The sequence below is a fragment of the Xanthomonas sp. LMG 12461 genome (assembly GCF_009192935.1).
In the GTDB taxonomy this organism is placed as follows: domain Bacteria; phylum Pseudomonadota; class Gammaproteobacteria; order Xanthomonadales; family Xanthomonadaceae; genus Xanthomonas_A; species Xanthomonas_A sontii.
Map to the genome: position 1 here is coordinate 1 of NZ_NQYT01000057.1, position 23,062 is coordinate 23,062.

General features: G+C 69.2%; 17 protein-coding genes and 1 pseudogene. 11 read left to right on the forward strand and 7 right to left on the reverse strand.

The features are described 5' to 3' along the window. A partial coding sequence (locus CEK68_RS14840; RefSeq protein WP_152239829.1) for a 20S proteasome subunit A/B occupies positions 1 to 787 on the reverse strand: 787 nt, incomplete at its 3' end. A gap of 96 nt (positions 788 to 883) precedes the next feature. Here CEK68_RS14840 and folK point away from each other — a divergent pair. After that, complete coding sequence (gene folK, locus CEK68_RS14845; protein WP_152239830.1) at positions 884 to 1,408, forward strand: 2-amino-4-hydroxy-6-hydroxymethyldihydropteridine diphosphokinase; 525 nt, start codon at positions 884 to 886, stop codon at positions 1,406 to 1,408. 111 nt (positions 1,409 to 1,519) lie between these two features. On the opposite strand, the gene CEK68_RS14850 is transcribed toward folK, so the two are convergent. Next, positions 1,520 to 2,254, reverse strand: a complete 735-nt coding sequence (locus CEK68_RS14850) for a pteridine reductase (RefSeq protein ID WP_152239831.1) — start codon at positions 2,252 to 2,254, stop codon at positions 1,520 to 1,522. Positions 2,255 to 2,308: 54 nt separating this feature from the next. Between CEK68_RS14850 and CEK68_RS14855 the strand changes: the two genes are divergently transcribed. The 3 genes and pseudogenes from CEK68_RS14855 to CEK68_RS14865 form a co-directional block, all read left to right on the forward strand. Beyond that, complete coding sequence (locus CEK68_RS14855) at positions 2,309 to 3,493, forward strand: SAM-dependent methyltransferase (RefSeq protein WP_152239832.1); 1,185 nt, start codon at positions 2,309 to 2,311, stop codon at positions 3,491 to 3,493. Beyond that, positions 3,493 to 3,888 (forward strand): VanZ family protein, encoded by a 396-nt coding sequence (locus tag CEK68_RS14860; protein ID WP_148827596.1) that lies wholly within the window; start codon positions 3,493 to 3,495, stop codon positions 3,886 to 3,888. The genes CEK68_RS14855 and CEK68_RS14860 overlap by 1 nt, the downstream gene beginning before the upstream one ends. Positions 3,889 to 4,153: 265 nt before the next feature. Next, positions 4,154 to 4,759, forward strand: a pseudogene (locus CEK68_RS14865) (expansin EXLX1 family cellulose-binding protein); the annotation flags it as partial. A 106-nt stretch (positions 4,760 to 4,865) separates the two neighbouring features. Here CEK68_RS14865 and CEK68_RS14870 read toward each other — a convergent pair. Then, positions 4,866 to 7,499, reverse strand: coding sequence for a TonB-dependent receptor (locus tag CEK68_RS14870; RefSeq protein ID WP_152239834.1), 2,634 nt, complete (start codon positions 7,497 to 7,499; stop codon positions 4,866 to 4,868). 740 nt (positions 7,500 to 8,239) lie between these two features. On the opposite strand from CEK68_RS14870, the gene CEK68_RS14875 reads away from it, so the two are divergent. The 6 genes from CEK68_RS14875 to CEK68_RS14900 all read left to right on the forward strand — a co-directional run bounded on the left by CEK68_RS14875 (position 8,240) and on the right by CEK68_RS14900 (position 14,536). Next, the gene (locus CEK68_RS14875) at positions 8,240 to 8,995 is read left to right on the forward strand and encodes a GntR family transcriptional regulator (RefSeq protein WP_010343151.1); all 756 of its coding nucleotides are present in this window, start codon (positions 8,240 to 8,242) and stop codon (positions 8,993 to 8,995) included. Positions 8,996 to 9,031: 36 nt separating this feature from the next. Beyond that, complete coding sequence (locus tag CEK68_RS14880; protein ID WP_017908362.1) at positions 9,032 to 10,297, forward strand: sugar MFS transporter; 1,266 nt, start codon at positions 9,032 to 9,034, stop codon at positions 10,295 to 10,297. A 37-nt stretch (positions 10,298 to 10,334) separates the two neighbouring features. Continuing rightward, the gene (locus CEK68_RS14885) at positions 10,335 to 11,402 is read left to right on the forward strand and encodes a LacI family DNA-binding transcriptional regulator (protein ID WP_010343153.1); all 1,068 of its coding nucleotides are present in this window, start codon (positions 10,335 to 10,337) and stop codon (positions 11,400 to 11,402) included. Between the two features lie 8 nt (positions 11,403 to 11,410). After that, the gene (locus tag CEK68_RS14890; protein WP_043095531.1) at positions 11,411 to 12,439 is read left to right on the forward strand and encodes an SIS domain-containing protein; all 1,029 of its coding nucleotides are present in this window, start codon (positions 11,411 to 11,413) and stop codon (positions 12,437 to 12,439) included. Further along, entirely contained in the window at positions 12,439 to 13,584 is a 1,146-nt protein-coding gene (nagA, locus tag CEK68_RS14895) for an N-acetylglucosamine-6-phosphate deacetylase (protein ID WP_152239835.1), read from the forward strand. The genes CEK68_RS14890 and nagA overlap by 1 nt, the downstream gene beginning before the upstream one ends. Before the next feature lie 79 nt (positions 13,585 to 13,663). Then, entirely contained in the window at positions 13,664 to 14,536 is an 873-nt protein-coding gene (locus CEK68_RS14900; RefSeq protein ID WP_152239836.1) for a hypothetical protein, read from the forward strand. A gap of 16 nt (positions 14,537 to 14,552) precedes the next feature. Here the strand turns inward: CEK68_RS14900 and CEK68_RS14905 are convergent, their stop codons facing one another. Beyond that, a complete protein-coding gene (locus CEK68_RS14905) occupies positions 14,553 to 15,806 on the reverse strand; it encodes a multifunctional CCA addition/repair protein (RefSeq protein WP_152239837.1) in 1,254 nt (417 codons plus the stop codon). A gap of 131 nt (positions 15,807 to 15,937) precedes the next feature. Beyond that, positions 15,938 to 17,905: a transglycosylase SLT domain-containing protein gene (locus tag CEK68_RS14910; RefSeq protein WP_152239838.1), complete on the reverse strand. Its 1,968-nt coding sequence runs from the start codon at positions 17,903 to 17,905 to the stop codon at positions 15,938 to 15,940. Positions 17,906 to 18,437: 532 nt separating this feature from the next. On the opposite strand from CEK68_RS14910, the gene CEK68_RS14915 reads away from it, so the two are divergent. Further along, positions 18,438 to 21,326: a TonB-dependent receptor gene (locus CEK68_RS14915; protein ID WP_152239839.1), complete on the forward strand. Its 2,889-nt coding sequence runs from the start codon at positions 18,438 to 18,440 to the stop codon at positions 21,324 to 21,326. A gap of 278 nt (positions 21,327 to 21,604) precedes the next feature. Here the strand turns inward: CEK68_RS14915 and CEK68_RS14920 are convergent, their stop codons facing one another. Further along, a complete protein-coding gene (locus CEK68_RS14920) occupies positions 21,605 to 22,372 on the reverse strand; it encodes an endonuclease/exonuclease/phosphatase family protein (RefSeq protein ID WP_152237554.1) in 768 nt (255 codons plus the stop codon). Between the two features lie 25 nt (positions 22,373 to 22,397). Next, positions 22,398 to 23,062: thiol:disulfide interchange protein DsbA/DsbL (locus CEK68_RS14925; protein WP_152239840.1), on the reverse strand; the 665-nt coding region annotated here is incomplete at its 5' end.

A 23,062-nucleotide genomic window follows, 5' to 3' on the forward strand; every position in this document is an offset into this window, starting at 1 on the left:
GGGGCAGGGGCGGCAGGGCGTCGCGCGATTCGGTGTCGTGGTCGGCGGACAGGGCCGGTTCCCAGGGGAAGCGCGGCAGGGTGCGCACGGCGTTCTCCAGCTTGCGCGACCAGGTGTCGTGGATCTCGGCGTATAGCGGGGTGTCGGCTTCCAGGCGCATGCGCTCGGTTACCCGCAGGTCGTTGCGGCGGATCAGCGCCACATCGATCGGCATGCCCACCGACAGGTTGGAACGGATGGTCGAGTCCAGCGACACCAGGGCGGTGCGTGCGGCGTCTTCCAGTTGCATCTCCGAGCGGATGATGCGGTCCAGGATCGGCTTGCCGTACTTGGATTCGCCGATCTGCAGGTACGGCGTTTCCGGCGAGGTGGCGATGGCGTTGCCGAGCGGATAGATCATGTACAGCCCGGGCCGTTCGCCGGCGATCTGCCCGCCCAGGATCAGCGTCGACTGCACGTTGATGCCGCTGTGCTGCGATTGCTCGGACAGCTTGACCTGGCTGGAGGCCAGCACGTCGCCGACGTATTCGGCGACCTCGAACAGGTGCCGGAAGGTGCGCAGGCTGCGCGGCGCGTCCGCATCGTCGGCGTCGCGCTGCAGGCGCGAAAGGGTCAGCTGCGTGGTCGCCAGGTTGCCGGCCGACATCAGCGCGAACACCGCCTGGCCCGGATACTCGAACACATGCAGCTTGCGGTGGACGCGGACGTCGTCCAGCGAGGCGTTGGTGCGGGTGTCAGCGGCGAAGACCAGGCCTTCGTCCACTTCGATGCCGACGCAATATGTCATGGCGCTGCCGAAAACCGGGTACGTCCCGATTCTATGGGGGCGGCTCGGGCTTGGCTAGCCGTTGACGCTCGCGGTCGCGGCATGCGCGAATAGCGCATGACCACCGTGCTTCTGAGCCTGGGCAGCAACCTGCGCCCGCATCACCACCTGGCCGCGGCGATCGCGGCGCTGCGCCGACAGTTCGGTGCGGTCGCGGTGTCGCCGACCTATCGCACCGCGGCGGTCGGTTTCGACGGCCCGGCCTTCCTGAACAACGCGGTGGCGCTGCAGACCGACTGGGAGCTCGCGCCGCTGGACGACTGGCTGCATGCGCTGGAGGACGCGCACGGGCGCGACCGCAGCGGCCCGCGCTTCAGCGACCGCACCCTGGACATCGACGTGGTGTTCTACGGCGACCGCATCGTCGAAGGCCCCGGCCACCTGCGCATCCCGCGGCCCGAGCTGCGCCACGCCTTCGTGCTCAAGCCGCTGGCCGACATCGCCGCCGACTTCGTCGACCCGGTCACCGGCCAAACCCTGGGCGCGCTATGGCAGGCGCATGCCGAGCACGGGAAGGTGCTCGAGGTGGTCGAGTTGGATGATGGCGCCGGGAATGGGGAATCGGGATTGGGGAATCGGTAGAGCCGGGTGCCGGGCCGATCGTCGCGCTGTCATGGCGCGGCCTGGCGTAGCTCTCAGCAATGGCGGGAAAGAGGGCGCGCTTGCCGATTCCCCATTCCCCATTCCCAGCCTTCAAGTCAGCCCGCGTCCGCCATCCACCCGCACGGTCTGTCCGGTGACGAAGCTGGCGTCGTCGAGCAGCCAGCGCACGGTGTCGGCGATTTCCTCGACCTGGCCGGTGCGTGCCAGCGGGGTGCGTGCCAGCAGGGCCTGCTGCGCGGCGGCGTCCTTGCCGGCGTCGGGCCACAGGATCGCACCGGGGGCGATGGCGTTGACGCGGACCTGCGGTGCCAGTTCCAGCGCCAGCGAGCGGGTCAGCATCGCCAGGGCGGCCTTGGCTGCGCTATACAGCGGATGCGCGCGCAGCGGCGTTTCCGCGTGCAGGTCGGTGAGGTTGACGATCGCGCCGCCGTGCTGGCGCAGTTGCGCGGCGGCGGCCTGCGCCAGGAACAGCGGGGCGCGCGCGTTGACCGCGAACAGGTCGTCCCACTGCGCCGGCGTGGCTTCGTGCAGCGGCGTGGGATAGAAGTTGGAGGCGTTGTTGACCAGCGCGTCGAGCCGGCCGAAGCGGGCCACGCACTGCGCCACCAGATCGGGCAACTGCGCGGTGTCGCGCAGGTCGGCCTGCAGGGTCAATGTGCTGCCGGCGCGCTGGGATTCCAGTTCCTGCGCCAGCGTCTGCAGTTCGGCCTGCGAGGTGTGCGCATGCAAGGCGAGGTCATAGCCGGCTGCGTGCAGGCGTCGGGCGATGCCGGCGCCGATGCGCCGCGCGCCGCCGGTGATCAGGGCGACTTTGGTCTGGGTCATGTACGGGTTCCATGCTCGGCTATGCTGTGCATTGTCCACGCAATCGCGCAGCGCATGCCCACCGACCTTCCTTTGCCCGATGCCACCGCGCTGGCCCACAGCGAGCGCCTGGCCGCGCATCTGCGCGCCGAGATCGCCGCCGCTGGCGGAGCCATTCCGTTCTCGCGCTTCATGGAGCTGGCGCTGTACGCGCCCGGCCTGGGCTACTACAGCGCCGGCAGCAGCAAGTTCGGCGAAGAGGGCGATTTCGTCACCGCGCCGGAACTGGGGCCGCTGTTCGCCGCCACCGTGTCCAATGCGTTGGCGCCGGTGCTGCAGCAACTCGGGCCGCAGGCGCGCATGCTCGAAGTGGGCGGCGGCAGCGGCGCGTTCGCCGAGGTCATGCTCAAGCGCCTGCTGGTGCTGGATGCGCTGCCAGAGCGCTATGCGATCCTGGAACCCAGCGCCGACCTGCGCGAACGCCAGCGCGAGCGCCTAGCGCGCGCGCTGATCCCGCCGGTGTTCGACTTGGTGGAATGGCTGGACCGCCCGTTCGACGACGACTGGAACGGCGTGCTGTTCGCCAACGAGGTGATCGACGCCCTGCCGACGCCGCGCTTCGCGCTGCGCGATGGCGAGGTGTTCGAGGAGACCGTGACGCTGGATGGCGAGGGCCGCTTCCGCCGCGGCGAACAGCCGGCCGATCCGCTGCTGGCGGCCGCGGTGCGGCACATCGAACGCTATCTGCAGGCGCCCTTCGCCGACGGCTACCGTTCCGAATTGCTGCCGCAGTTGCCGTACTGGATCCAGGCGGTGGCCGGCGGCCTGCGCAGCGGCGCGATGCTGTTCGTGGACTACGGCTATCCGCGCCGCGAGTTCTATCTGCCCGAGCGCGACGACGGCACCTTGCGCGCGTTCTACCGGCATCGCACGCATGCCGATCCGTACCGCTGGCCGGGCCTGCAGGACCTGACCGCGTCTGTGGACTTCACCGCGCTGGCCGAGGCCGGCACCGGGGCGGGCTTCGACCTGGCCGGTTACTGCAATCAGGCCAGCTTCCTGCTCGGCAACGGCCTGGACGCGCTGTTGGCCGAGGCCGAGGCGCGCAGCGACGCAGCCGTGCAACTGCGCCTGCGTCAGCAGGTGAAACAGCTGACCCTGCCCAGCGAGATGGGCGAGCGTTTCCAGGTGATGGGCTTCGAGCGCGACGTGTCGCTGGCGCCGGCGTTCCTGTCCGGCGACCTGACCTGGCGGCTGTGATGGCGGCAGTGCGCGACTTCCGCTGGCCCTGGCTGTGGCTGGGGCTGTGGTGGCTGGGCATCGCGGTGCTGATCTACGTGTGCCTGATGCCGCACCCGCCGCAGTTGTCGGACCTGCCCGACACCGACAAGGTCGAGCATTTCATCGCCTACCTGGTGCTGGCCGCCGCGGCGGTGCAGGTCTATGCCGGACCACGCGCCTGGACCTGGGCCGCGCTGGGTCTGCTGGCGCTGGGCGTGGGCATCGAATTCGCGCAGGGCGCCTGGACCACCACGCGCTCGGCCGATCCGCTGGATGCCCTGGCCGACGCCCTGGGCGTGGCGGCCGGCATGGCCACCGCGGCCACGCCGTGGCGCGATCTGCTGTGGCGGCTGGAGCGCGGCAGCCGCCGTTGAGCGACGTGACCGCGCGGTCTACGGCGTCGGCCAAGTTGTGGAATCCCAGGCCGCGCGCAAGGCGCGGCACGCGTACCGCGTCCTAGAGTGCCGGCGCCGGGCAGGTGTCCGGTCGCCGCGCGGCGACTCCGCGCGCCTGTGCAGGAGAACACGCATGCAAGCACGCTACTCCCCCCGTGCCGCGCGCGGCGCCGGCCTGTTCGCCGCGCTGTGCCTGGCCATCAGTGCCGCCGCACCCGCCAACGCTGCCTGGAACGATGTCTGCAGCGGCACCGCTACCTACACCAGTTCCGGCTATTCCGGCGGCGCGCTGCTGCTGGATCCCATCGACCCGACCGCCACGATCACCGCGCTGAACCCGACGCAGCTCAATGACGGCGGAATCCAGGCGGCGCTGGCCGGTGCCTACCTGCAGGTGCAGGGACCGCGCGGCACGGTCACCGTGTACGTCACCGACCTGTATCCGGAGGGCGCCGACTGCGGGCTGGACCTGTCGCCCAATGCCTTCGCCGCGATCGGCGACACCAGCGCCGGGCGCATCCCGATCCGCTGGCAGGTGGTGGCCGCACCGGTCACCGGCAACGTGGTGTACCGGATCAAGGAGGGCAGTTCGCAATACTGGGCGGCGATCCAGGTGCGCAACCACCGCTATCCGGTGGTGAAGTTCGAATACAGGAAGAACGGCGACTGGGTCAGCCTGCCGAAGACCGCGTACAACCATTTCGTCGGCGAGCAGATGGGCGCGCAACTGCTGGAGATCCGCCTCACCGACATCCGCGGCCAGGTGGTCACCGATACGCTCGGCGCGTTGCCCAGCCAGGGCGACAAGGGCGTGTACTTCGCCGACGGGCACGTGCAGTTCCCGCGCTGAGGCGTGCCCGTGCATGCGCCGGCGGTCGCGCGCCGGCGCTGCGTCCACTGGTCTGTGCGCACCTGCGCCGCGGCGATGATGCCGCAGCGCAGGTGAAGCCTCACGCTCAGAACTTGAAGTGCAGCGTCGCCATGTAGCGGCGGCCGTTGTGGTAGCGCCCGACCGGGTGGTCCTTGTCGCTCAGGTACTGCAGGTATTCCTCGTCCAGCAGGTTCTGTGCGTCCAGTTGCAGCGACCACTGCGCGTTGAACGCATAGCCCACGCTCGCACCCAGGTCGGTGTAGGCGTCGACGCTGGCCGGCGCGGCGCCGGCGACGTAGCCGCCGGCCAGGTAGCTGTCGCGCCAGTTCAGGCTGATCCGCGCGTTCCACGGTCCCTTCTCGTAGTAGGGGCTGAAGGCGACGCTGTTGCGCGACTGGTAGGGCAGCGGGTTGCCGCTGTTGTTCTCGCCGCTGGCATAGGTGTAGTTGGCCGACAGGCCGAAGCCGCTGTCGCCGAACGGCTGCTGGTAGGCCAGGGTGAAGCCCTTGACCTTGCCGGTGCCGGCGTTGCGCGGGCGCTGGATGCTGTAGTCGCAGTAGCCGTCGGCGGTGCAGCCGTTGCTGCCGAGCATCTGCGCCCAGGTCTGCGGCGAGGTGTCGCGGATCGCGTTGTACTGGCGCTCGATGGTGGCCGAGGTGTCGATGTAGTTGTCGATCTTCTTGTAGAAGATGGACCACGCCACCACCGCCTGCGGCGCGAAGTAGTACTCGGCCGAGAGGTTGAAGTTCCACGATTCGTATGGCGACAGCGCGGCATTGCCGCCGCTGCCGGTGAGCGTGGTGTCGTTGAGGAAGGTGTTGTTGACCATCTGGTTGTACGGCGCCCAGGCGATCACCTTGCCGGCGCCGAAGCGGAACACCCAGTCGTTGGCGGTGTCGTAGGCCAGGTTCAACGACGGCAGCAGGAAGTGCTCGGTCTGCGTGCGGGTCTGCCACTTGCTGTCCAGATCCTGCAGGGTCGGCGTGCCGCTGTAGACGAAGCCGCTGCCTTCGGTCTTGGAGCGCACGTAGCGCAGGCCCAGGTTGCCGCGCAGGCCGGCGTTGGAGAAGTTCAGCTGCACGTAGCCGGCGTTGTTGGTCTGCTGCAGCGCCCAGGTGTTGTTGAGGTAGCTGGACGGGTCCGGATTGGCGTAGTCGACCGGGCTGTTGCGGATCCAGTCGATCACGTTGCCGCGCCCGGCCTGTACGTGCTGGCCGTGGTCGGGATAGAACCCGCGGATGTCGGTCAGGCCGATGGTGCCGATGTCGGCCAGGGTGGCCGGGGTGACGCCGCCGTACACGTTGAGCGCGAAGTCCTCGTCGTGCTTGCCCTGGCGCACGCCGACCAGCAACTGGTTGAACACGCCGTCGAACTGCAGGTCCAGATCGAGCTGGCCGTAGCGGTCCTTGCTCTGGGTGGAAAACACGCCGTTGTTGCCGATCCAGCCGCCGGCCGAGCCCCAGTTGGCCGGGTTGCGCGCGGCGGTGGGATCGTCGAAGCGGATGCCGCGGTCCAGATCCCAGCGGAAGCCGCCGTTGTAGAACGGCTCGATGAAGTACTGCGCCAGGTGGTCGTTGTCGGACTTGCTCTGGCCGACCTGGCCACGCAGGGTCCAGCGTTCGCCGCGGTAGGCGCCGCGCAGGTCCAGGCCCTTGGTGGTCACCTGCGACTGGCGCACGTTGTTGTCGTAGATCACCGTGCCGCCGCCCGCATTGGCGTTGGCGCTGGAATGGCCGCTGTTGACCACGCCATTGCGCACGTCGCCCAGCGCGTCGACCGCGGCCACGGTGCCCGGGTTCCAGGTGAGGAAGCTGTACATCGACTGGTTGTAGTTGTCGAAGTCTTCCTTGATGTACAGGCCGCTGAGGTTGAACTCCAGCGCGTCGCTGGGCTTGAGCTGCAGATTCACCACCGCGCTGTCGCGCTTGCGGTCCTGCTGGAACCAGGCGGCGTTGATCGAGTTGGGCACGTCCGCATCGGCCGGCACGCCGGCGGCATTGGCGAAGCTGCCGGCCTTGGCGTAGCCGAACACCTCCAGACCCTGGCGGTCCACGCGTTCCTCGTAATGCTGCGCGGACACCGCGACGCCGAAGGTCTCCTGCGGATTCTTCCAGCTGTACAGCAGCGAGGCGTTGGGCTTGCCCTCGCTGGCCTGCTGGCTGTAGCTGTAGCCGACCGAGCCGGCGATCTCGTTGGCCTTCAGGTCCAGCGGCTGGCGTGTATGCATCAGCACGGTGCCGCCGAGGCTGCCTTCGGTCAGCCGCGCCTCGGTGGACTTGACGATCTCCGCGCGGCCCAGGATCTGCGGCGACAGCAGGGTGTAGTCGAAGCCGCGGTTGGGCTGCTCGCCGTACAGCCAGATCGCCTGCGCCACCGGGTGGCCGTCCAGGAACGACAGATTGAGGCTGGGATCGGTGCCGTCGATGCTGACCCGCTCGCCCTGGCCGAAGCGGCGGTCGATGGTGACGCCGGGAATCTGCGCGAACGCCTCGGCGACGTTGGTGCTGGGGAACTTGCCGATGTCCTCGGCGGTGATCGCCTCGGACACGGTGACGTTGTTGCGCTTGGTGTCCAGCGACTTCTCCAGGCTGGCGCGGATGCCGACCACCTGGACCGCGTCCAGATCGGTGGCGGCGGAATCGGCCTGCTGCGCCTGCGCGGCGAAGGCGAGGACGCTGGCGGCGATGGCGGCCGACAGGACGGACGGGCGGTGACGCATGATGTCTCTCCTCATCATTCATGGATGGGCACCGTCGGCGTGGCCGACGGTGCGGGACGGAGTTGCGTGCTGCCTGGCGGCGCGGACCGATGCCGATTCCCCTGGGTCCGCGGACGCCGTGTTTGTGCCGAATTCGTTGCGAAGCGTGCAGAACCTTTACGATCCGGTGACAACGATGTCAACGCGATGCCGCGGGGGTGGCCCCGGTGGCGGGGCAAAACCGACCTGTCGTGTCCGGGATCGCGCTGCAGCGTGTCGGGTCGCGTACCGGCCTTCACGTCGATGACTTGGGCCGATTTCCGGGGATTTATCGCGATCCGGGCTGTCGCAGGGGCGGTGGTTCAGACCTCTGCCAGGCATCGCCGTGATTGGTCTTGTGGCTTGTAGACAAATTCGTGTCCGCCGGTGACAACGATGCGGTTTGCGGCGCTGCACCCAAGCTCGCCGAAGGGCGGATACCGGCACATGATCCATCGGCATCGGCCATGACCGCCGCCTGGACATGGGCGCCAGCGCTGGCGGGAATTGGTCGCTCGCCGTGCGCAGGGCGGGGCCCGAGGCCAGGGGACTTGGGCGACTCGCCGCCGCGAATTTCGGGGTGACGCGCCACTGCGCTGTTGCCGTGGTCGGGCAGCGCTGTCGGTCCGGGGCCTGCGCCGCGTGCTGTGGCGCGACGTGCACGACCCGCCGATTGGTACTATATTGGACATAATGAATCCATGCGGACTGGAGAGCTCGCCATGACCAAGCCCAAGCCGCAGGCCGATCCACGCCTGCATGCGCTGGCCGTGGACCCGGACGCGCCCACGCCGCTGTACCTGCAACTGGCCAGCAAGCTGGTGGAGGCGATCAAGGGCGGGCAATGGAAGCCGGGCGAGGCGTTGCCGGCCGAACGGCAGCTGTGCGAGTACCTGCAGGTGTCGCGGGTCACGCTGCGTCAGGCCGTGGATGCGCTGGTCGAACAAGGCCTGGTGTCGCGCCGGCAGGGCGCCGGCACTTTCGTCACCTCGCACATCCAGCACCAGCTCAGCGGCCTGGCCAGCTTCAGCGAAACCCTGCGCATGAAGGGTCTGGAGCCGGGCACGCGCTGGCTGGAGCGGCGCACGCGCCCGGCGCATGGCGAGGAGATCCTGCGCCTTGGCCTGTCCCCGGACACGGTCGTCGCGGCGCTGACCCGCCTGCGCAGCGCCGACGGCCGGGTGATGGCCTACGAGAAGGCGGTGCTGCCGCAGCACGTGGTGCCCGATCCGCACGCCATCGCCGATTCGCTCTACAGCTACCTGGACGAGCGCGGCACCCCGGTGGTGCGGGCGCTGCAATACTTCCGCGCCATCAACCTGCCGGCGCGGCTGGCCGGCCATCTCGGCATGAAGGAAGGCGAGGCGATCCTGCACGTGGTGCGGGTCGGCTACACCCGCGACGGCAGCGCGATCGAACTGACCGACACCTATTGCCACAACGACTACTACGACTTCGTCGCCGAACTGCGACGCTGACCGCCGATCCCCGCGCCCTCCCGGAGCACGCCGCCCATGACCACCGCACGGCCCGCCAGTCCCTACGCTTCCATCGCCATCGTCGGCCTGTTGTTCTTCATCATGGGCTTCTTTACCTGGATCAACGGGCCGTTGATCCTGTTCGCCAAGGTCGCCTTCAATGTCAGCGACACCTTCGCGTTTCTCATCCCGAGTGCGTTCTACATTTCCTACTTCTGCCTGGCATTGCCTTCTTCGCTCATCCTGAAGCTGACCGGGATGAAGAAGGGCCTGGCGCTGAGCCTGCTGATCATGGCGATCGGCGCCGCGATCTTCGGCCAGTTCACCAATGCCCGTTCCTACGTGGGCGCGGTGAGCGGCATCTTCATCATCGGCGGCGGCCTGGCCTTGCTGCAGACCGCGGTCAATCCGTACATCAGCATTCTTGGGCCGATCGACGGCGCGGCGCGCCGTATCGCGCTGATGGGCATCTGCAACAAGGTGGCGGGCGCGCTGGCCACCTATGGACTGGCGAAAGTGGTCCTGCACGGCATGGAGGATTTTTCGACGCAGATCGAACAGGTGCTGCCTGCGCAGAAGGAACTGCTGTTGCAGGAGTTCGCTGGCCGCATCCACGGCCCCTACATGGCGATCGCCGGTATCCTGGCCGTGCTTTCCGTCGCCATCCTGTTCTCGCCCTTGCCCGAGATCAGCCCCGAGACGGCGAACGCGTCGGCCTCCGACGAGCGCAGCCGCGACAGCATCTTCGCGTTTCCGCACGTGTGGCTGGGCGCGTTGTGCATCTTCGTGTACGTCGGCGCCGAGGTGATGGCCGGCGATGCGATCGGCATCTACGGCAACAGCCTCGGTCTCTCGCTCGACTACGCGAAATATTTCACCATCGGCACGCTGGCCTGCATGTTGGCCGGCTACCTGCTTGGCCTGGTGCTGATCCCGAAGTACATCTCCCAGGAAAAGTACCTGTCCATTTCGGCTTGCCTCGGCATCGTGTTTTCGCTGTGCGCGATGGTGACCGGGGGCTATGTCTCGGTGGCGTTCGTGGCGGCGCTCGGATTCGCCAACGCCATCATGTGGCCGGCCATCTTCCCGCTGGCCATCAAGGGGCTGGGCAAGTTCACCGAAAAGGGCGCAGCGCTGTTGATCATGGGCATCGTGGGCGGCGCCGCGGTGCCGCAGCTGTTCGCCCATCTGAAGGAGTCCTTCGATTTCCAGGTGGTCTTCGCCGGCCTGATGATCGCCTGCTACCTGTACATCCTGTTCTTCGCGCTGCGCGGTCACCGCGTCGGCCAGGGCGCGCGGTGAGCTGACGCGCTTTTCTCCAACTCGGCAAACCTATCCAATGCGCAGACCCACCATCAAAGACGTCGCCGAACGGGCGCGGGTGTCGCTGAAGACCGTTTCGCGGGTCATCAACAACGAACCGTCGGTGATGCAGGCCACGCGCTCGCGCGTGCTGCACGCCATCGCCGAACTCGACTACGAGCCGGATCCGTCGGCGCGCAACCTGCGCAGCGGCACCCCGTTCGTGATCGGGCTGGTGTACGACAACCCCAACCCGTACCACATCATCGGCGTGCAGAACGGCGTGCTCGCCGCCTGCCGCGAGACCGGCTTCGGCCTGCAGATCCACCCCTGCGATTCCACCGCGCCGATGCTCGCCGAGGAACTGGCCGAGTGGACCCAGCGCTCGCGCCTGGCCGGGCTGGTGCTGACCGCGCCGATGTCCGAGCGTGCCGACCTGGTCGCGGCGCTGGCCGCGCGCGGGATCAAGACCGTGCGCATCATCGCCGCCACCGAGGATCCGCAGGACGGCCCCTGCGTCTACGTCGACGACCGCGATGCCGCCTACGAGATCACCGAGCACCTGATCCAGCTTGGCCACCAGCGCATCGGCTTCCTGTGGGGCGGCACCTCGCATCGCTCCAGCGGCGAGCGCTACGCCGGCTACGAGGCGGCGCTGAAGGACTACGGCATCACCCTGGACAAGCACCTGGTGATCCCCGGCGACTACACCTTCGACGACGGCTTCCGCGGCGCCCGCCGCCTGCTGGCGCTGCGCGAGCCGCCGACCGCGATCTTCGGCTCCAACGACGAGATCGCCGCCGGCGTGCTGGCCGCGGCCAAGTCGGCGGGCATGAACGTGCCCTACGACCTGTCCATCGCCGGCTTCGAGGACAGCCCGTTCTCGCGCCAGTCGTGGCCGCCGCTGACCACCGCCAAGCAGGCCACCGAAGACATCGCCCGCCACGCCGCGCGGCTGCTGATCAGCCAACTGCGCAGCGATGCCTACGAAGACCATCCGGCGCCGGTGCACAACCAGGGCTTCGTGCCGCAACTGGTGGTGCGCGGCTCGACCGCGCCCATGCAGCCGCATTCCCGCCGTTCCTCCTCCCCAGACCCCACGTGATCCTGCCCATGGCGCTGCCCTCCGAAACCGAAACCCTGATGTTCCGTGAAGCCGCGGAAGCCGCCGCGGTCGTCGCCGCGCAGTTCGAACGCAACCACGCCACCGTGAGCGCGCTCGCCGCGTCGTTGCGCGCCGCGCCGCCGCCGTTCGTGGTGACCTGTGCGCGCGGCAGTTCCGACCACGCCGCCACCTACGCCAAGTACCTGTTCGAGACCCAGCTCGGCGTGGTCACCGCCTCGGCCTCGCCGTCGGTGGGCTCGGTGTACGAAGCGCCGCTGCAGTTGCGCGGCGCGCTGTACCTGGTGATCTCGCAGTCGGGCAAGAGCCCGGACCTGCTGCGCAACGCGCAGGCGGCCAAGGACGCCGGCGCGCGCGTGGTGGCCCTGGTCAACGTCGAGGATTCGCCGCTGGCGCAGCTGGCCGACACGGTGATCCCGCTCGGCGCGGGCCCGGAGAAGAGCGTGGCCGCGACCAAGAGCTACCTGGCGTCGCTGGCGGCGATCCTGCAGCTCGGCGCGCACTGGAAGAACGACCCGGCGCTGCTGGGCGCACTGCAGGAATTGCCGCAGGCGCTGCGTGCGGCCTGGCAGGCCGACTGGCGCTCGCTCACCGACGGCCTGGTCGAGGCGCACAACCTGTTCGTGCTCGACCGCGGCCTGGGCCTGGCGGCGGCGCAGGAAGCGGCGCTGAAGTTCAAGGAGACCTGCGGCCTGCACGCCGAGGCCTACAGCTCGGCGGAAGTGAAGCACGGGCCGATGGCCCTGGTCGGCCCGGGTTTCCCGGTGCTGGCATTCGACCAGCCGGACGAAGCCGGCGAGGGCACCCGGCGCCTGGCCGAGGAGTTCCGCGGCCGCGGCGCGCAGGTGTGGCTGGCCAGCGCCGGCGGCGACCTGCCGCTGGTCGCCGCGCCGCATCCGGCCTGCGCGCCGCTGCTGGCGATCCAGAGCTTCTACCGTGCGATCAACGCCCTGGCGCTGCGCCGCGGCTACAACCCGGACCTGCCGCCGCATCTGAACAAAGTGACGGAGACCGTCTGATGACCACGGTGGCGCTGCGCAACGCGCGCGTGCTCGGCGAGGACGGGTTCCTCGACGGCGTCAGCGTGCTGCTGGAGGGCGGGCGCATCCTCGCCCTGCTCGACGACGCCGACCCGCGCGTGGCGGCAGCGCCGGTGCAGCACGACCTGGGCGGCGGCAGCCTGCTGCCGGGCTTCATCGACCTGCAGGTCAACGGCGGCGGCGGCGTGCTGTTCAACAACCGCACCGACGTCGAGGCGCTGCGCCGCATCGGCCAAGGCCATCGCCGCTACGGCACCACCGGCTACCTGCCGACGCTGATCAGCGACGACGTGGAGGTGATGCGCGCGGCGATCGCCGCGACCCGCCAGGCCATCGCCGAGGGCGTGCCGGGCGTGCTCGGCATCCATCTGGAAGGGCCGTACCTGGCGCCGGCGCGCAAGGGCACCCACAAAGCCGACAAGTTCCGCGTGCCCGACGCCGACGACCTGGCCATGGCCGCCTCGCTGGACAACGGCGTCACCCTGATCACCCTGGCACCGGAGCGCGTGCCGGCGGCCAGCATCCGCACCCTGGCCGCGGCCGGTGCGCGCGTGTTCGCCGGCCACACCGCCGCCAGCTACGAAGAGACCCGTGCCGGGCTGGACGCCGGCATCTGCGGCTTCACCCATCTGTACAACGCCATGACCCCGTTGCAGGGACGCGATCCCGGCGTGGTCGGCGCCGCGCTGGAAGACCGCAACGCCTGGTGCGGGGTGATCGTCGACGGCGTGCACGTGCATCCGGCCAGCCTGCGCGTGGCGCTGGCGGCCAAGCCGCGCGGCACCGTGTTCCTGGTCACCGATGCGATGCCGATGGTCGGCGCCGACAGCCCCGCGTTCGACCTGTACGGCGAAACCATCACCGCCATCGACGGCGTGGTGCGCAACGCCGCCGGCGCCCTGGCCGGCTCGGCGCTGGACATGGCCAGCGCGGTGCGCAACAGCGTGCAGTGGCTGGGCGTGCCGCTGGAAGAAGCCGCGCGCATGGCCTCGCTGTACCCGGCGCAGTGCGTGGGCCTGGACCACCGCTACGGCCACATCGCGCCCGGCTACCAGGCCGACCTGGTGCTGCTGGACGATGCGTTGCAGGTCCGTCATACCTGGATCGCGGGCGCGATGGAGTAGCCGGCGGCGCTCCGGCTGCGCGCGCGTGCTGCCGTGCGCGTTGTACAGTGGTGGTCGCTGACAACGCAGGCGGTGATGCATGGAACCGAGCCGCTATCTCGACGAGCCGATGGACGCGGCCTGCCTCTTCACCGGGATATCGGTGTCAGGCGCCGGCGAGCATGTGATTCCGCGCTGGCTGGCGCAACGCCATCAAGCTGCGGGCCGGGTGTTGCTCGGCGATGCCGGCAGCTTCGCCAGGCTCTGCGATTTCAAGGCGCCTGCCGATCCGCAGGCCAACGCCCAGTTCGGACGGCTGGAACAGCGCCTGTCGGAGGACTGGTCCGCGGTCGCGGACGATGAAGCGCATCTGTGGTTGATGAAGCTGTCGGTGGGAATGATGTTGCTGCACCGGCGATTTGCCGAAAATTCCCGGCATCCGGCCGCACCTGCCGGGTTCAACCCGCATGTCGCCGGCGCGCTCCTGAAGGCGTTTCGTGCCGGTTTCGCGGCGTGGAAGAACGGCGCCTACGTCAGGGAAGGAAGCCTCGTGCGGTTGCCATGGCAGAGCGGTCGGCTCGTGATCGCGCATCTGTTCGGGGCCAGCGAGATGGGCCTGCCCGAGGAAAATGGGCGTGCCATGTACATGTTCGCCCCCTATGGCCTGATGGCGGTCGGGCAACCTGGGGTCGGCATGTTGGTCGCCACCTTCTTCGAGCCCTCGCGAGATTTCGAGAAGCACCTGGCGGCTGCCAGCGCCATCCCCGCGGATGTCTCCGATCTGGCGTGTCGTGCAGCGTTGTCCCGCGCGTTCGCCACCGCGGTGCTGGGTCCGCTGATCGCGCGCTTGAGCGGCACCGCCGTCGATGACGCTGAGGTACTCCCGCTTGCCGCCAAGGGCCTGCGGGTGGAGTTCGCCGACCCGGCCGCGATCGATTCGGGATTCCGCGAGCTGCGGGCGCACGAACCTTGATGGTGGCAGCAGAACACTAGCCCGCGTGCTCTCCCGACCGCGTTGCCGACGGCCGCGCCGCGGCGATCGCCGCGATCCGCGCCTTGGCCAGCGCCTCGCCGATCTGCGGGCCGCTCAGGCCCTGCGCCGCCAGGTCGCGCGCGTTCACCGCCAGCGCCGCCGCATGCAGGCGCTGCAGCGTGCGGCCCTGCGGGTAATCGGCGTCCTCGCTGCCGAGACGGCCGCGCTTGTCGGCCTCGCACACCGTGGCCAACTGCGCGACGCGCTCGGGCTTGCGGAAGCCGTCGCAGCGCTGCAGCAGTTCGTGCACGGTGCGGTCGCGCAATTCGGCCAGGCGATGCACGTTCAGATGCTCGCGGCAGGCGATCTCGGCCAGTTGCCGGTGCTCCTGCGGCACCTTCAGACGTTCGCTCAGCGCGCGCAGCGGCGCCAGGCCGCGTTGCTCGTGCATCAGGTGGCGCGGCCATTCCTCCGGCGGCGTCAGCGCCTTGCCCAGGTCGTGGGTCAGCGCGGCGAAGCCGATCAGCGCATCGCCCGGCGCCAGCCGCGCGGCCATGTCGCTGACCAGCTCCTGATGGCGCCCGGTGTCGACCTCGGGGTGGTACTCGGCGCGTTGCGGCACCCCGTACAGCGCGTCCAGCTCCGGCAGCACCCAGCGCAGCGCGTCGGCCTCGCGCAGCGTGCGCAGGAACGCCGAGGGCTGCGCCGAGGCCAGGCTGCGCCGCAGTTCCTGCCAGACACGTTCGGGCACCAGCGTTTCCAGTTCGCCGCCGGCGGCCATCGTGCGCATCAGCTCCATGGTCTCGGGCGCGACGACGAATCCCAGCGGTGCCAGCCGCGCCATGAACCGCGCCGCGCGCAGCACCCGCAGCGGATCCTCGGCGAAGGCCGGGCCGACGTGGCGCAGCACCCGCTGCTCGAGATCGCGCGCGCCGCCATACGGATCGACCAGACGCCCATCGGCCTCGTCGCGGGCGATGGCGTTGATGGTGAAGTCGCGCCGCTGCAGATCCTCTTCCAGCGTCACCGACGGGTCGGCCTGCACCTCGAAGCCGTGGTAGCCGCGCCCGGCCTTGCGCTCGGTGCGCGCCAACGCGTATTCCTCGCCGCTGCGCGGATGCAGGAACACCGGGAAATCGCGCCCGACCTGCTTGTAGCCCAGCTCCAGCATCTGCTGCGCGCTGGCGCCGACCACCACCCAGTCGCGGTCGCCGGGCGGTTGACCGAGCAGGGCGTCGCGGACGGCGCCGCCGACGAGGTAGATGTTCATGGGGGGCTGGGAATGGGGAATAGGGAATGGGGAATGGTAAAAGCAGATTCCCTTCGCCTGATGTCGCGCTGGCGTGTTGACCCAATGTTCGGCGCGGTTGCGCGCGGTGCGCCGTTGCGATTCCCCATTCCCTATTCCCGATTCCCAGCGGCCGCATCGGCGGCCGTACACACAAACTTCTTCCGCGGCGCGTCCAGCTTGCCGAGCATGCGCTCGGTGACCGGCAGGGCGTCGCCGTTGAGGCGCCAGTCGTAGATCACGCTGAAGGCCAGGATGCGCGCCACGTACTCGCGGGTTTCCTTGTAGCTGACGGTCTCGATCCAGAAGTCGGCATCGTGGCCCGGGCGCTGGCTCTGCCAGCGCGCGGCCGGGCCGGGGCCGGCGTTGTAGGCGGCGATGGTCAGGTAGGGCAGGCCGTAGGTGTTGAGCAACTGGCGCAGGTAGGCGGTGCCGATGGCGATGTTGGTGTCCGGGTCGTACAGGCTGGCGGCGCCGCCGTAGCCGGCCAGGCCCAGGTTGCGGGCGACGCTGGCGCCGGTGGCCGGCACCACCTGCATCAGGCCCATCGCATTGGCCGGCGAGCGGGCGTTGGGGTTGAACACGCTCTCGGCGCGGATTTCGGCGGCGACCCAGGCCGGGTCGATCGCGTTCTTGCCGGCTTCGCGGCGGATGGTGTCGGCGTGGTGCAAAGGGAAGCGCAGCGTGTACAGGCGCTGTTCCTCCGGGCGCTTGCCGAGCCCGAACACCGCGCGATCGAACCAACCATTGTTGCTGGCCACTTCCACCGCCAAGCGCCGCTGGGTGTCGTCGAAACGGCTCAGCGCATCGTTCCACTCGGCCACGGCCCAGCCGGCGCGGTCGATCTTGAACAGCTCGAGCGCGCGGACCAGCGACGGATCGCGTGCCACCGCCGCCTGCGCCTGCGCGCTGTCGTTCGGTTCCCACGGGCACAACGCGTACGGCTGCTTGAGCCGGTCGGCGGCCAGGAAACCGTGGAAGGTAGCGGAACTGGCCGCCGCGCGGTACAGCCGCTGCGCCTCGCTGGCATTGCCGGTCTTCTCCGCCAGCCGCGCCTCGAAGTACTGCCAGCGCGAATCGTTGCGCTGCGCCGGCGGCATCTTGCGGATCGCGGCCAATGCCGCCGGCCAGTCGCCGCGCGCCATCGCCTCGCGCGCGCGCCACTCGTGCAGGCGTTCGTCGTACGCGGACTCGGGCACCGCGTTGAGCCGGCGCGCCGAATCGGGGCCGTACGAGGCCACCGTCCACAGCGCGATCTGGTACAGCACCGTGCCGCGCTGCGCCTCGCTGAACTGCAGCGCCTGGGCGAACTGCGGCAGTTGCCGTTCGGCGGCGTCCGGATCGGTCTTGGCCAGCTTCGCCAGCCCATCCACCGCCACCTTGCGGCTGCGCTCGGTCTTGGGCCAGGTCAGCGCGCGCATATGCACCGCGTCCAGGAACGCCGCGTAGTCGTTGGCCAGGGCCAGGTCGGCCGCGGGCAGGCCGCGTGCGGCGGCGCGCATCACCGCCGGCTGCTGTGCGTCGGCGGCCGCTTCCACGCGCGCCCAGCGCAGCGCATCGGTCATGCCGCCGCGCGCCTGCAGCACCGCGAATACCGGATCGCAGGCGTCGGGCAGCGACTTGCCAGCGTTGCGCCACAGCGCCTGCGCTTCGTCCACCCACTGCGCGTCGGCGCGGCCGGTGGCCTGGCGCGCATTGAGCTGGGCGCAGCGCAGGCCGAGGTTCTCGGTGGGTTTCCAGTTCGCCAGCAGCGCTGGCCAGTCCTCGCGCCGCGCCAGCGCCGGCAGCCACAGCGCACGGAAGCTCTCGGCCACCGGTTGCCCGGCGTAGCGCTTGAGGAAGTCCTGCGCCTGCGCATCGGACACCTTGTCGATGTTGCGGCGCAGGTTGGCGTACTCCAGCCAGCCGTACAGCGGATGCTGCTTGAACGCGGCCGCGCGGACCGGATCGAACCGGCCCTGCTCGGCATCGTCGATCGCCGAGTGGATCGCCGGGCGCTGGGCATCCAGGGACTGAGCGAGGGCGGAAACGGGGCCGCACAACGCGGCGGCGAACAGCAGGAGAGACGTGCGCAGGATCATGCGCGGGACTATACCGAACGCGGATGAATCGCCGTTTCAACTGGCGATGGTGGCGCTGTCGTCGCTTTGGCCGGCGTGGCTGCGGCGATGGGGAGCCGCGTTCGTCCAGGCGGGCCGGTGAGTGCGCTGGGTGTATTGGGGTCATCGTGGCGATCGGTGGAGCGATGGCACGTCGTGTGAGTGCCGTGCCCCGCAGCGTTTGCAGATCGGCATCGCGCGCCGGGCCGTCCGGTGCCCCGGCATGGGCGGGTGAGGCACGGGTGCAGCTTCGTGCGCTCGAACCCTGCGAGACGCTTCGCGCCGTACCCTCACCCCAACCCCTCTCCCGGTGGGAGAGGGGCTTAGGCAGGTCGCCGTTTGACCACGCCTCGCACCCCTCGTGTCTACCAGATCGACCAGTCGTCGCGATAGCCCGCGCTTTGCCTGCCGGACGCTTGCACGGCGTTTACGATTTGTTTACAAAGAATTCCATGCCGTCGCGGTGCAGGGGGTCGCAGCGGCCGACCCACATCCTTTCTGGAGAGAGAGACGGATGAATTTCCTGCACCGCCATCCTTTGGTCTTCGCGGTATCCCTGGCCCTGCTCGGCGGCGTCCCCGCCATCGCCGGCGCCCAGCAACAGACGCCCCCGGCCGCCCCCGGCACGGCCACCACGCTGGACAGCGTGCAGGTCACCGGCACCCGCATCCGCCGTGCCGAAGTCGAGGGCCAGGTGCCGGTGCAGACCCTGAGCCGCGCCGACATCGAGCGCACCGGCCTGACCTCCATCGGCGATGTGCTGCAGGAACTCACCGCCTCCGGCTCGGCCTTGAACGCCAAGTTCAACTCCTCCGGCAATTTCGGCTTCCCACCGGACGGCAGCGGCGTCGGCGCCGGTTCGGCGCAGGTGGATCTGCGCCACCTGGGCGCCAAGCGCGTCCTGGTGCTGGTCGACGGCATGCGCTGGGTCAACGAGTCCTCGGCCTCGGGCGTGGGCGCGGCCACCGATCTCAACACCATCCCGCTGGCCATCGTCGAGCGCGTCGAGGTGCTGGAAGACGGCGCCTCCTCGCTGTACGGCTCCGATGCCATCGCCGGCGTGGTCAACATCATCACCCGGCGCAATTTCGAAGGCGGCCAGGTCACCCTGAACTACGGCGAGTACGACAAGGGCGACGGCGCCAGCAAGGGCGTGGACCTGGCCTGGGGCCACAGCACCGAGCGCACCAGCTTGTTCCTCGGCGCCAGCTACACCAAGCAGGATCCGATCTACGCGCGCGACCGTGCGCAGTCGCTGTATCCGATTCCCGGCACCGGCCTGAGCTTCGGCAGTTCGGCCACCCCGGACGGGCGTTTCATCTTCGTCGACCCCAACACCGGCGCCGAGCAGAACCTGACCCCGAACAGCGGTGCGCGCACGCCGCGTTACGACGGCACCGGCGGCTGCACCCGCAGCGACGACTACCACTGCTTCACCACCGCCGACCGCTACAACTTCGCCGCGTCCAACCTGCTGCTGACCCCGTCCGAGCGCAAGGGCGTGTTCGGCCAGTTCCGCTTCTTCTTCAACGACGACGTGCAGTGGTACCTGAAGCTGCTCGGCAACCGCCGCGAGTCGACCAACCAGGCCGCACCGGAACCGATCTTCCTCGGCCCCGACGCCGGCACCGGCAATCCGCTGGCCGACAACATCGTCATCTCCGCCGCCAACCCGTACAACCCGTTCGGCTTCGCGCTGGATTCGGGCAGCAACCTGATCATGATCGGGCGCCGCCCGGTGGAAGGCGGTGCGCGCGTGTTCGAGCAGCGCGTGGACACCCAGTACGTCGGCACCGGCTTCATCGGCAGCTTCGAGGGCGCCGACCGCACCTGGTTCTGGGACGTCAACGGCGCCTACAGCAAGAACAAGGCCGAGCAGACCAACTACGGCAGCTACAACATCTACAACATCAACCTGGCGCTGGGCGATCCGGCGGCGTGCGCGGCGGTGGCCGGCTGCGTGCCGCTGAACATCTTCGGCGGCGCCGGCAGCATCACCCCGGACATGCTGCGCTGGATCCAGCCGGTGGTGCACGACCGCAGTCAGAACGAATTGACCCAGTTCACCGCCAACCTCAGCAGCGACCTGTTCCGGCTGCCGGCCGGCGCGGTGTCCTTCGCCACCGGCGTGGAGTACCGCAAGTATGAGGGCTTCTACCGCCCCGATCCGCTGACCGTGATCGGCCACTACAACGGCGTGCCGTCGCTGCCGACGCAGGGCAGCTACGACGTCAAGGAGGCCTACCTCGAACTGAGCGTGCCGATCTTCGCCGACTCGCCGCTGGGCGACAAACTGGACCTGAGCCTGGCCGGCCGTTATTCCGACTACTCCACCTTCGGCGGCAAGTTCACCCCGAAGTACGGCCTGCGCTGGCAGGTGGCGCCGGACTTCGTGCTGCGCGCCAGCTATGCCGAAGGCTTCCGCGCGCCCAGCATCGGCGAACTGTACGGCTCGGCCGCGCGCGCCGACCTGACCCTGTCCGACCCGTGCTCGATCGGCCTGGGCGGCACCGCGCCGCGCGGCAGCGCCAGCAACTGCGCCACGCTCGGCGTGCCGGCCGGCTACCAGCAGGCCAACTCGCAGATCTCGGTGACCACCGGCGGCAACCGCGCGCTGGAGCCGGAGAAGGCGCGCAGCTTCAGCGCCGGCTTCGTGTGGAGCCCGTGGTTCGCCAGCAACGTGCCGTGGTCGGACCGCTTCGACGTGGAGGTGACCTTCTACCGCCACGACATCGACGGCGCGATCCAGGCGATCAACGCGCAGACCCAGCTCGACCTGTGCGTGGACACGCTGTCGCCGACCTACTGCAACGGCATCACCCGCGCCTCCACCGGCGGCATCAACGGCTTCAATAACCGGTTGACCAACCTCGGCTCGATCAAGACCGACGGCTGGGACGTGGACCTGTTCTGGAACTCGCCGGAGACCGCCGCCGGCCGCTTCAAGATCGGCTGGCAGAACACCTTCGTCACCCGTTACGTCGCCACCGGCGCGGCCGGCCAGGTGCAGCCGCAGCGCCCGGGCGTGGAAGTGGTGGACAGCTCGATTCCCGAGTGGACCAGCAACCTGAGCCTGGACTGGTCGCGCGGCCGCTGGAATGCGTCGTGGACGCTGCGGCACATCTCCGAGCTGACCGAACAGTGCGGCGATGCGGTCGCGTTCCCGGTGTGCAGCAACCCGGTGGCCGGCACCAACACGCTGGACGCGATCACCTACCACGACCTGCAGGTGGGCTACCGCTTCGACTGGCTCAAGGGCCTGACCCTCAGCGGCGGCGTCAACAACGTCTTCGACAAGGACCCGCCGATCTGCCTGTCGTGCTCGCTCAACGGCTACGACGCCTCCACCTACGGCATTCCCGGTGGGCGTTACCTGTATGTGCGGGCGGATCTGAAGTTCTAGTCGCGACCTGTGCGTGAAAGACCTAGCGGGAGCGCGCGCGTGCTCTCGCAGGGTGTTGCCGATGCGGTGGGTAGAGAACAAGCCTTGATGCGGCTTGACTGCGGTGGCAGCAGGTTCGAGGTGCCTTTCTCGCGACGCACTTTCGCAAATGCGTCGCGGCTGAAGCCGTTTGCGTCTCGCTCGTGAAGTCGCTGAGCGCAGGGTCTGCCGAGCACGTCTGGCGCGTCGCGTCGGGGCTGAAGCCCCTCCCACATGAGATGCCGGTGTGGCGCTTTGTCTCAGCGCAGCAAGTGTTGGGGCACTTCGATTTCGGTGGCCACGGCGAGATGGTCGGAAAAGGCGGCGGGCACCGCACGCTGCGCGTTGCAGCGCAGGCCGTCGCTGACCAGGATGTGGTCGATGGCGCGCTGCGGGCGCCAGCTGGGGAAGGTCGGCACCACGCAGCCCGGCGGTTGCAGCCGCGTGCGCTGGTACAGGAACTGCATTTCCGGGCGGTCGGCGACGCAGTTGAAGTCGCCCATCAACACAACGTTGGGATGATCGGACAGCAACTCGGCGATGAAGGCCAACTGCGCCGCGCGCGAGTTGGCGCCCAGCGACAGATGCGCCACCGCCACCGCCAGGCCTTCGGCGCCGTTGCCGAACTTGGCCAGCAGCACGCCACGCCCGCCAAGCCGGCCGGGCAGGGCGTGGTCCTGGACTTCCACCGGCTCCAGCCGGCTGAGCAGGCCGTTGGCGCTGGAGGCCACGCCGCCCACGCGTCGGTTCGGCTGGTGGCTCCAGTAGTTGAAGCCGGCGCGCTCGGCCAGGTAGTGGGTCTGGTTGGTGAAGCCCGAGCGCAGGCTGCCGGGGTCGGCCTCCTGCAGGCCGACGATGTCGTGGTCGCTGGCCAACTGCGCGATCGCGTCCAGGCTGCTGCGCTTGCGTCCGGCCGGCAGCGCGTGCGACCAGCTGCGGGTCACGTAGTCGCTGTAGCGGCGCGTGCTGGAACCGGCCTGGATGTTGGCGGTCAGCACGCGCAGGGTGCGGGTGGCGGGAGCGGTCACGGCGGTGCGGCCCGGGGCGGACGGCTTACTTGGCCATCGCCGCGCGCTCGCGCGCGATCAGGTGATCGGCCACGCGCAGCATGTCGTCGTAGCTCTTGCCCTTGACCAGGTACTTGCCGTTGATGATCAGCGACGGCGTGCCGGTGATGCCGCTACGGGTGGCGAACTGCTTGGCGCGGTTGGTCTTGGTGGCCACCGCGAAGCTGCCCATGGTGTCGGCGAACTGCTTCGGGTCCACGCCGTACTTGGCGTAGAAGTTGGCGATGTCCTGCACCGAGTCGCGGCCACGCTCGCCCTTCAGGGTCTCGTCGACGTGGATCGCCTTGTACAGCGCATCGTGGGTCTTCTCCTGCACGCCCAGCGCCTCGGCGGCGTAGAACGCGCGGGCGTAGTCGTCCCAGGTGCCGCCGAACATCGCCGGCACATAGACGAAGCGCACGTCCGACGGCAGGCCGGCCTTCCACGGGCCGATCAGCGGCTGGAAGCGCGCGCAGGCCGGGCAGACGTAGCCGAAGATCTCGGCCACCTCGATCTTGCCGTTGGTCGGCTGGAACGGCTGGCCGCCAGCGATGTCGACGTAGTCGGTGCCGGCGACCGGCTCTGGGCCGTTCGGGGTCTTGGCGGCGACCGGCTTGGCGGCGGCGTTGTCGCCTTCCGTGGCGGCAGGCTGTGCAGCGGCATCGGCGGTGG

Excerpts from the sequence above, each read along its gene's own strand:
- folK (WP_152239830.1), top strand. The coding sequence starts at position 884 with ATGACCACCGTGCTTCTGAGCCTGGGCAGCAACCTGCGCCCGCATCAC.
- CEK68_RS14850 (WP_152239831.1), bottom strand. The coding sequence starts at position 2,254 with ATGACCCAGACCAAAGTCGCCCTGATCACCGGCGGCGCGCGGCGCATC.
- CEK68_RS14855 (WP_152239832.1), top strand. The coding sequence starts at position 2,309 with ATGCCCACCGACCTTCCTTTGCCCGATGCCACCGCGCTGGCCCACAGC.
- CEK68_RS14860 (WP_148827596.1), top strand. The coding sequence starts at position 3,493 with ATGGCGGCAGTGCGCGACTTCCGCTGGCCCTGGCTGTGGCTGGGGCTG.
- CEK68_RS14870 (WP_152239834.1), bottom strand. The coding sequence starts at position 7,499 with ATGCGTCACCGCCCGTCCGTCCTGTCGGCCGCCATCGCCGCCAGCGTC.
- CEK68_RS14875 (WP_010343151.1), top strand. The coding sequence starts at position 8,240 with ATGACCAAGCCCAAGCCGCAGGCCGATCCACGCCTGCATGCGCTGGCC.
- CEK68_RS14880 (WP_017908362.1), top strand. The coding sequence starts at position 9,032 with ATGACCACCGCACGGCCCGCCAGTCCCTACGCTTCCATCGCCATCGTC.
- CEK68_RS14885 (WP_010343153.1), top strand. The coding sequence starts at position 10,335 with ATGCGCAGACCCACCATCAAAGACGTCGCCGAACGGGCGCGGGTGTCG.
- CEK68_RS14890 (WP_043095531.1), top strand. The coding sequence starts at position 11,411 with ATGGCGCTGCCCTCCGAAACCGAAACCCTGATGTTCCGTGAAGCCGCG.
- nagA (WP_152239835.1), top strand. The coding sequence starts at position 12,439 with ATGACCACGGTGGCGCTGCGCAACGCGCGCGTGCTCGGCGAGGACGGG.
- CEK68_RS14900 (WP_152239836.1), top strand. The coding sequence starts at position 13,664 with ATGGAACCGAGCCGCTATCTCGACGAGCCGATGGACGCGGCCTGCCTC.
- CEK68_RS14905 (WP_152239837.1), bottom strand. The coding sequence starts at position 15,806 with ATGAACATCTACCTCGTCGGCGGCGCCGTCCGCGACGCCCTGCTCGGT.
- CEK68_RS14910 (WP_152239838.1), bottom strand. The coding sequence starts at position 17,905 with ATGATCCTGCGCACGTCTCTCCTGCTGTTCGCCGCCGCGTTGTGCGGC.
- CEK68_RS14915 (WP_152239839.1), top strand. The coding sequence starts at position 18,438 with ATGAATTTCCTGCACCGCCATCCTTTGGTCTTCGCGGTATCCCTGGCC.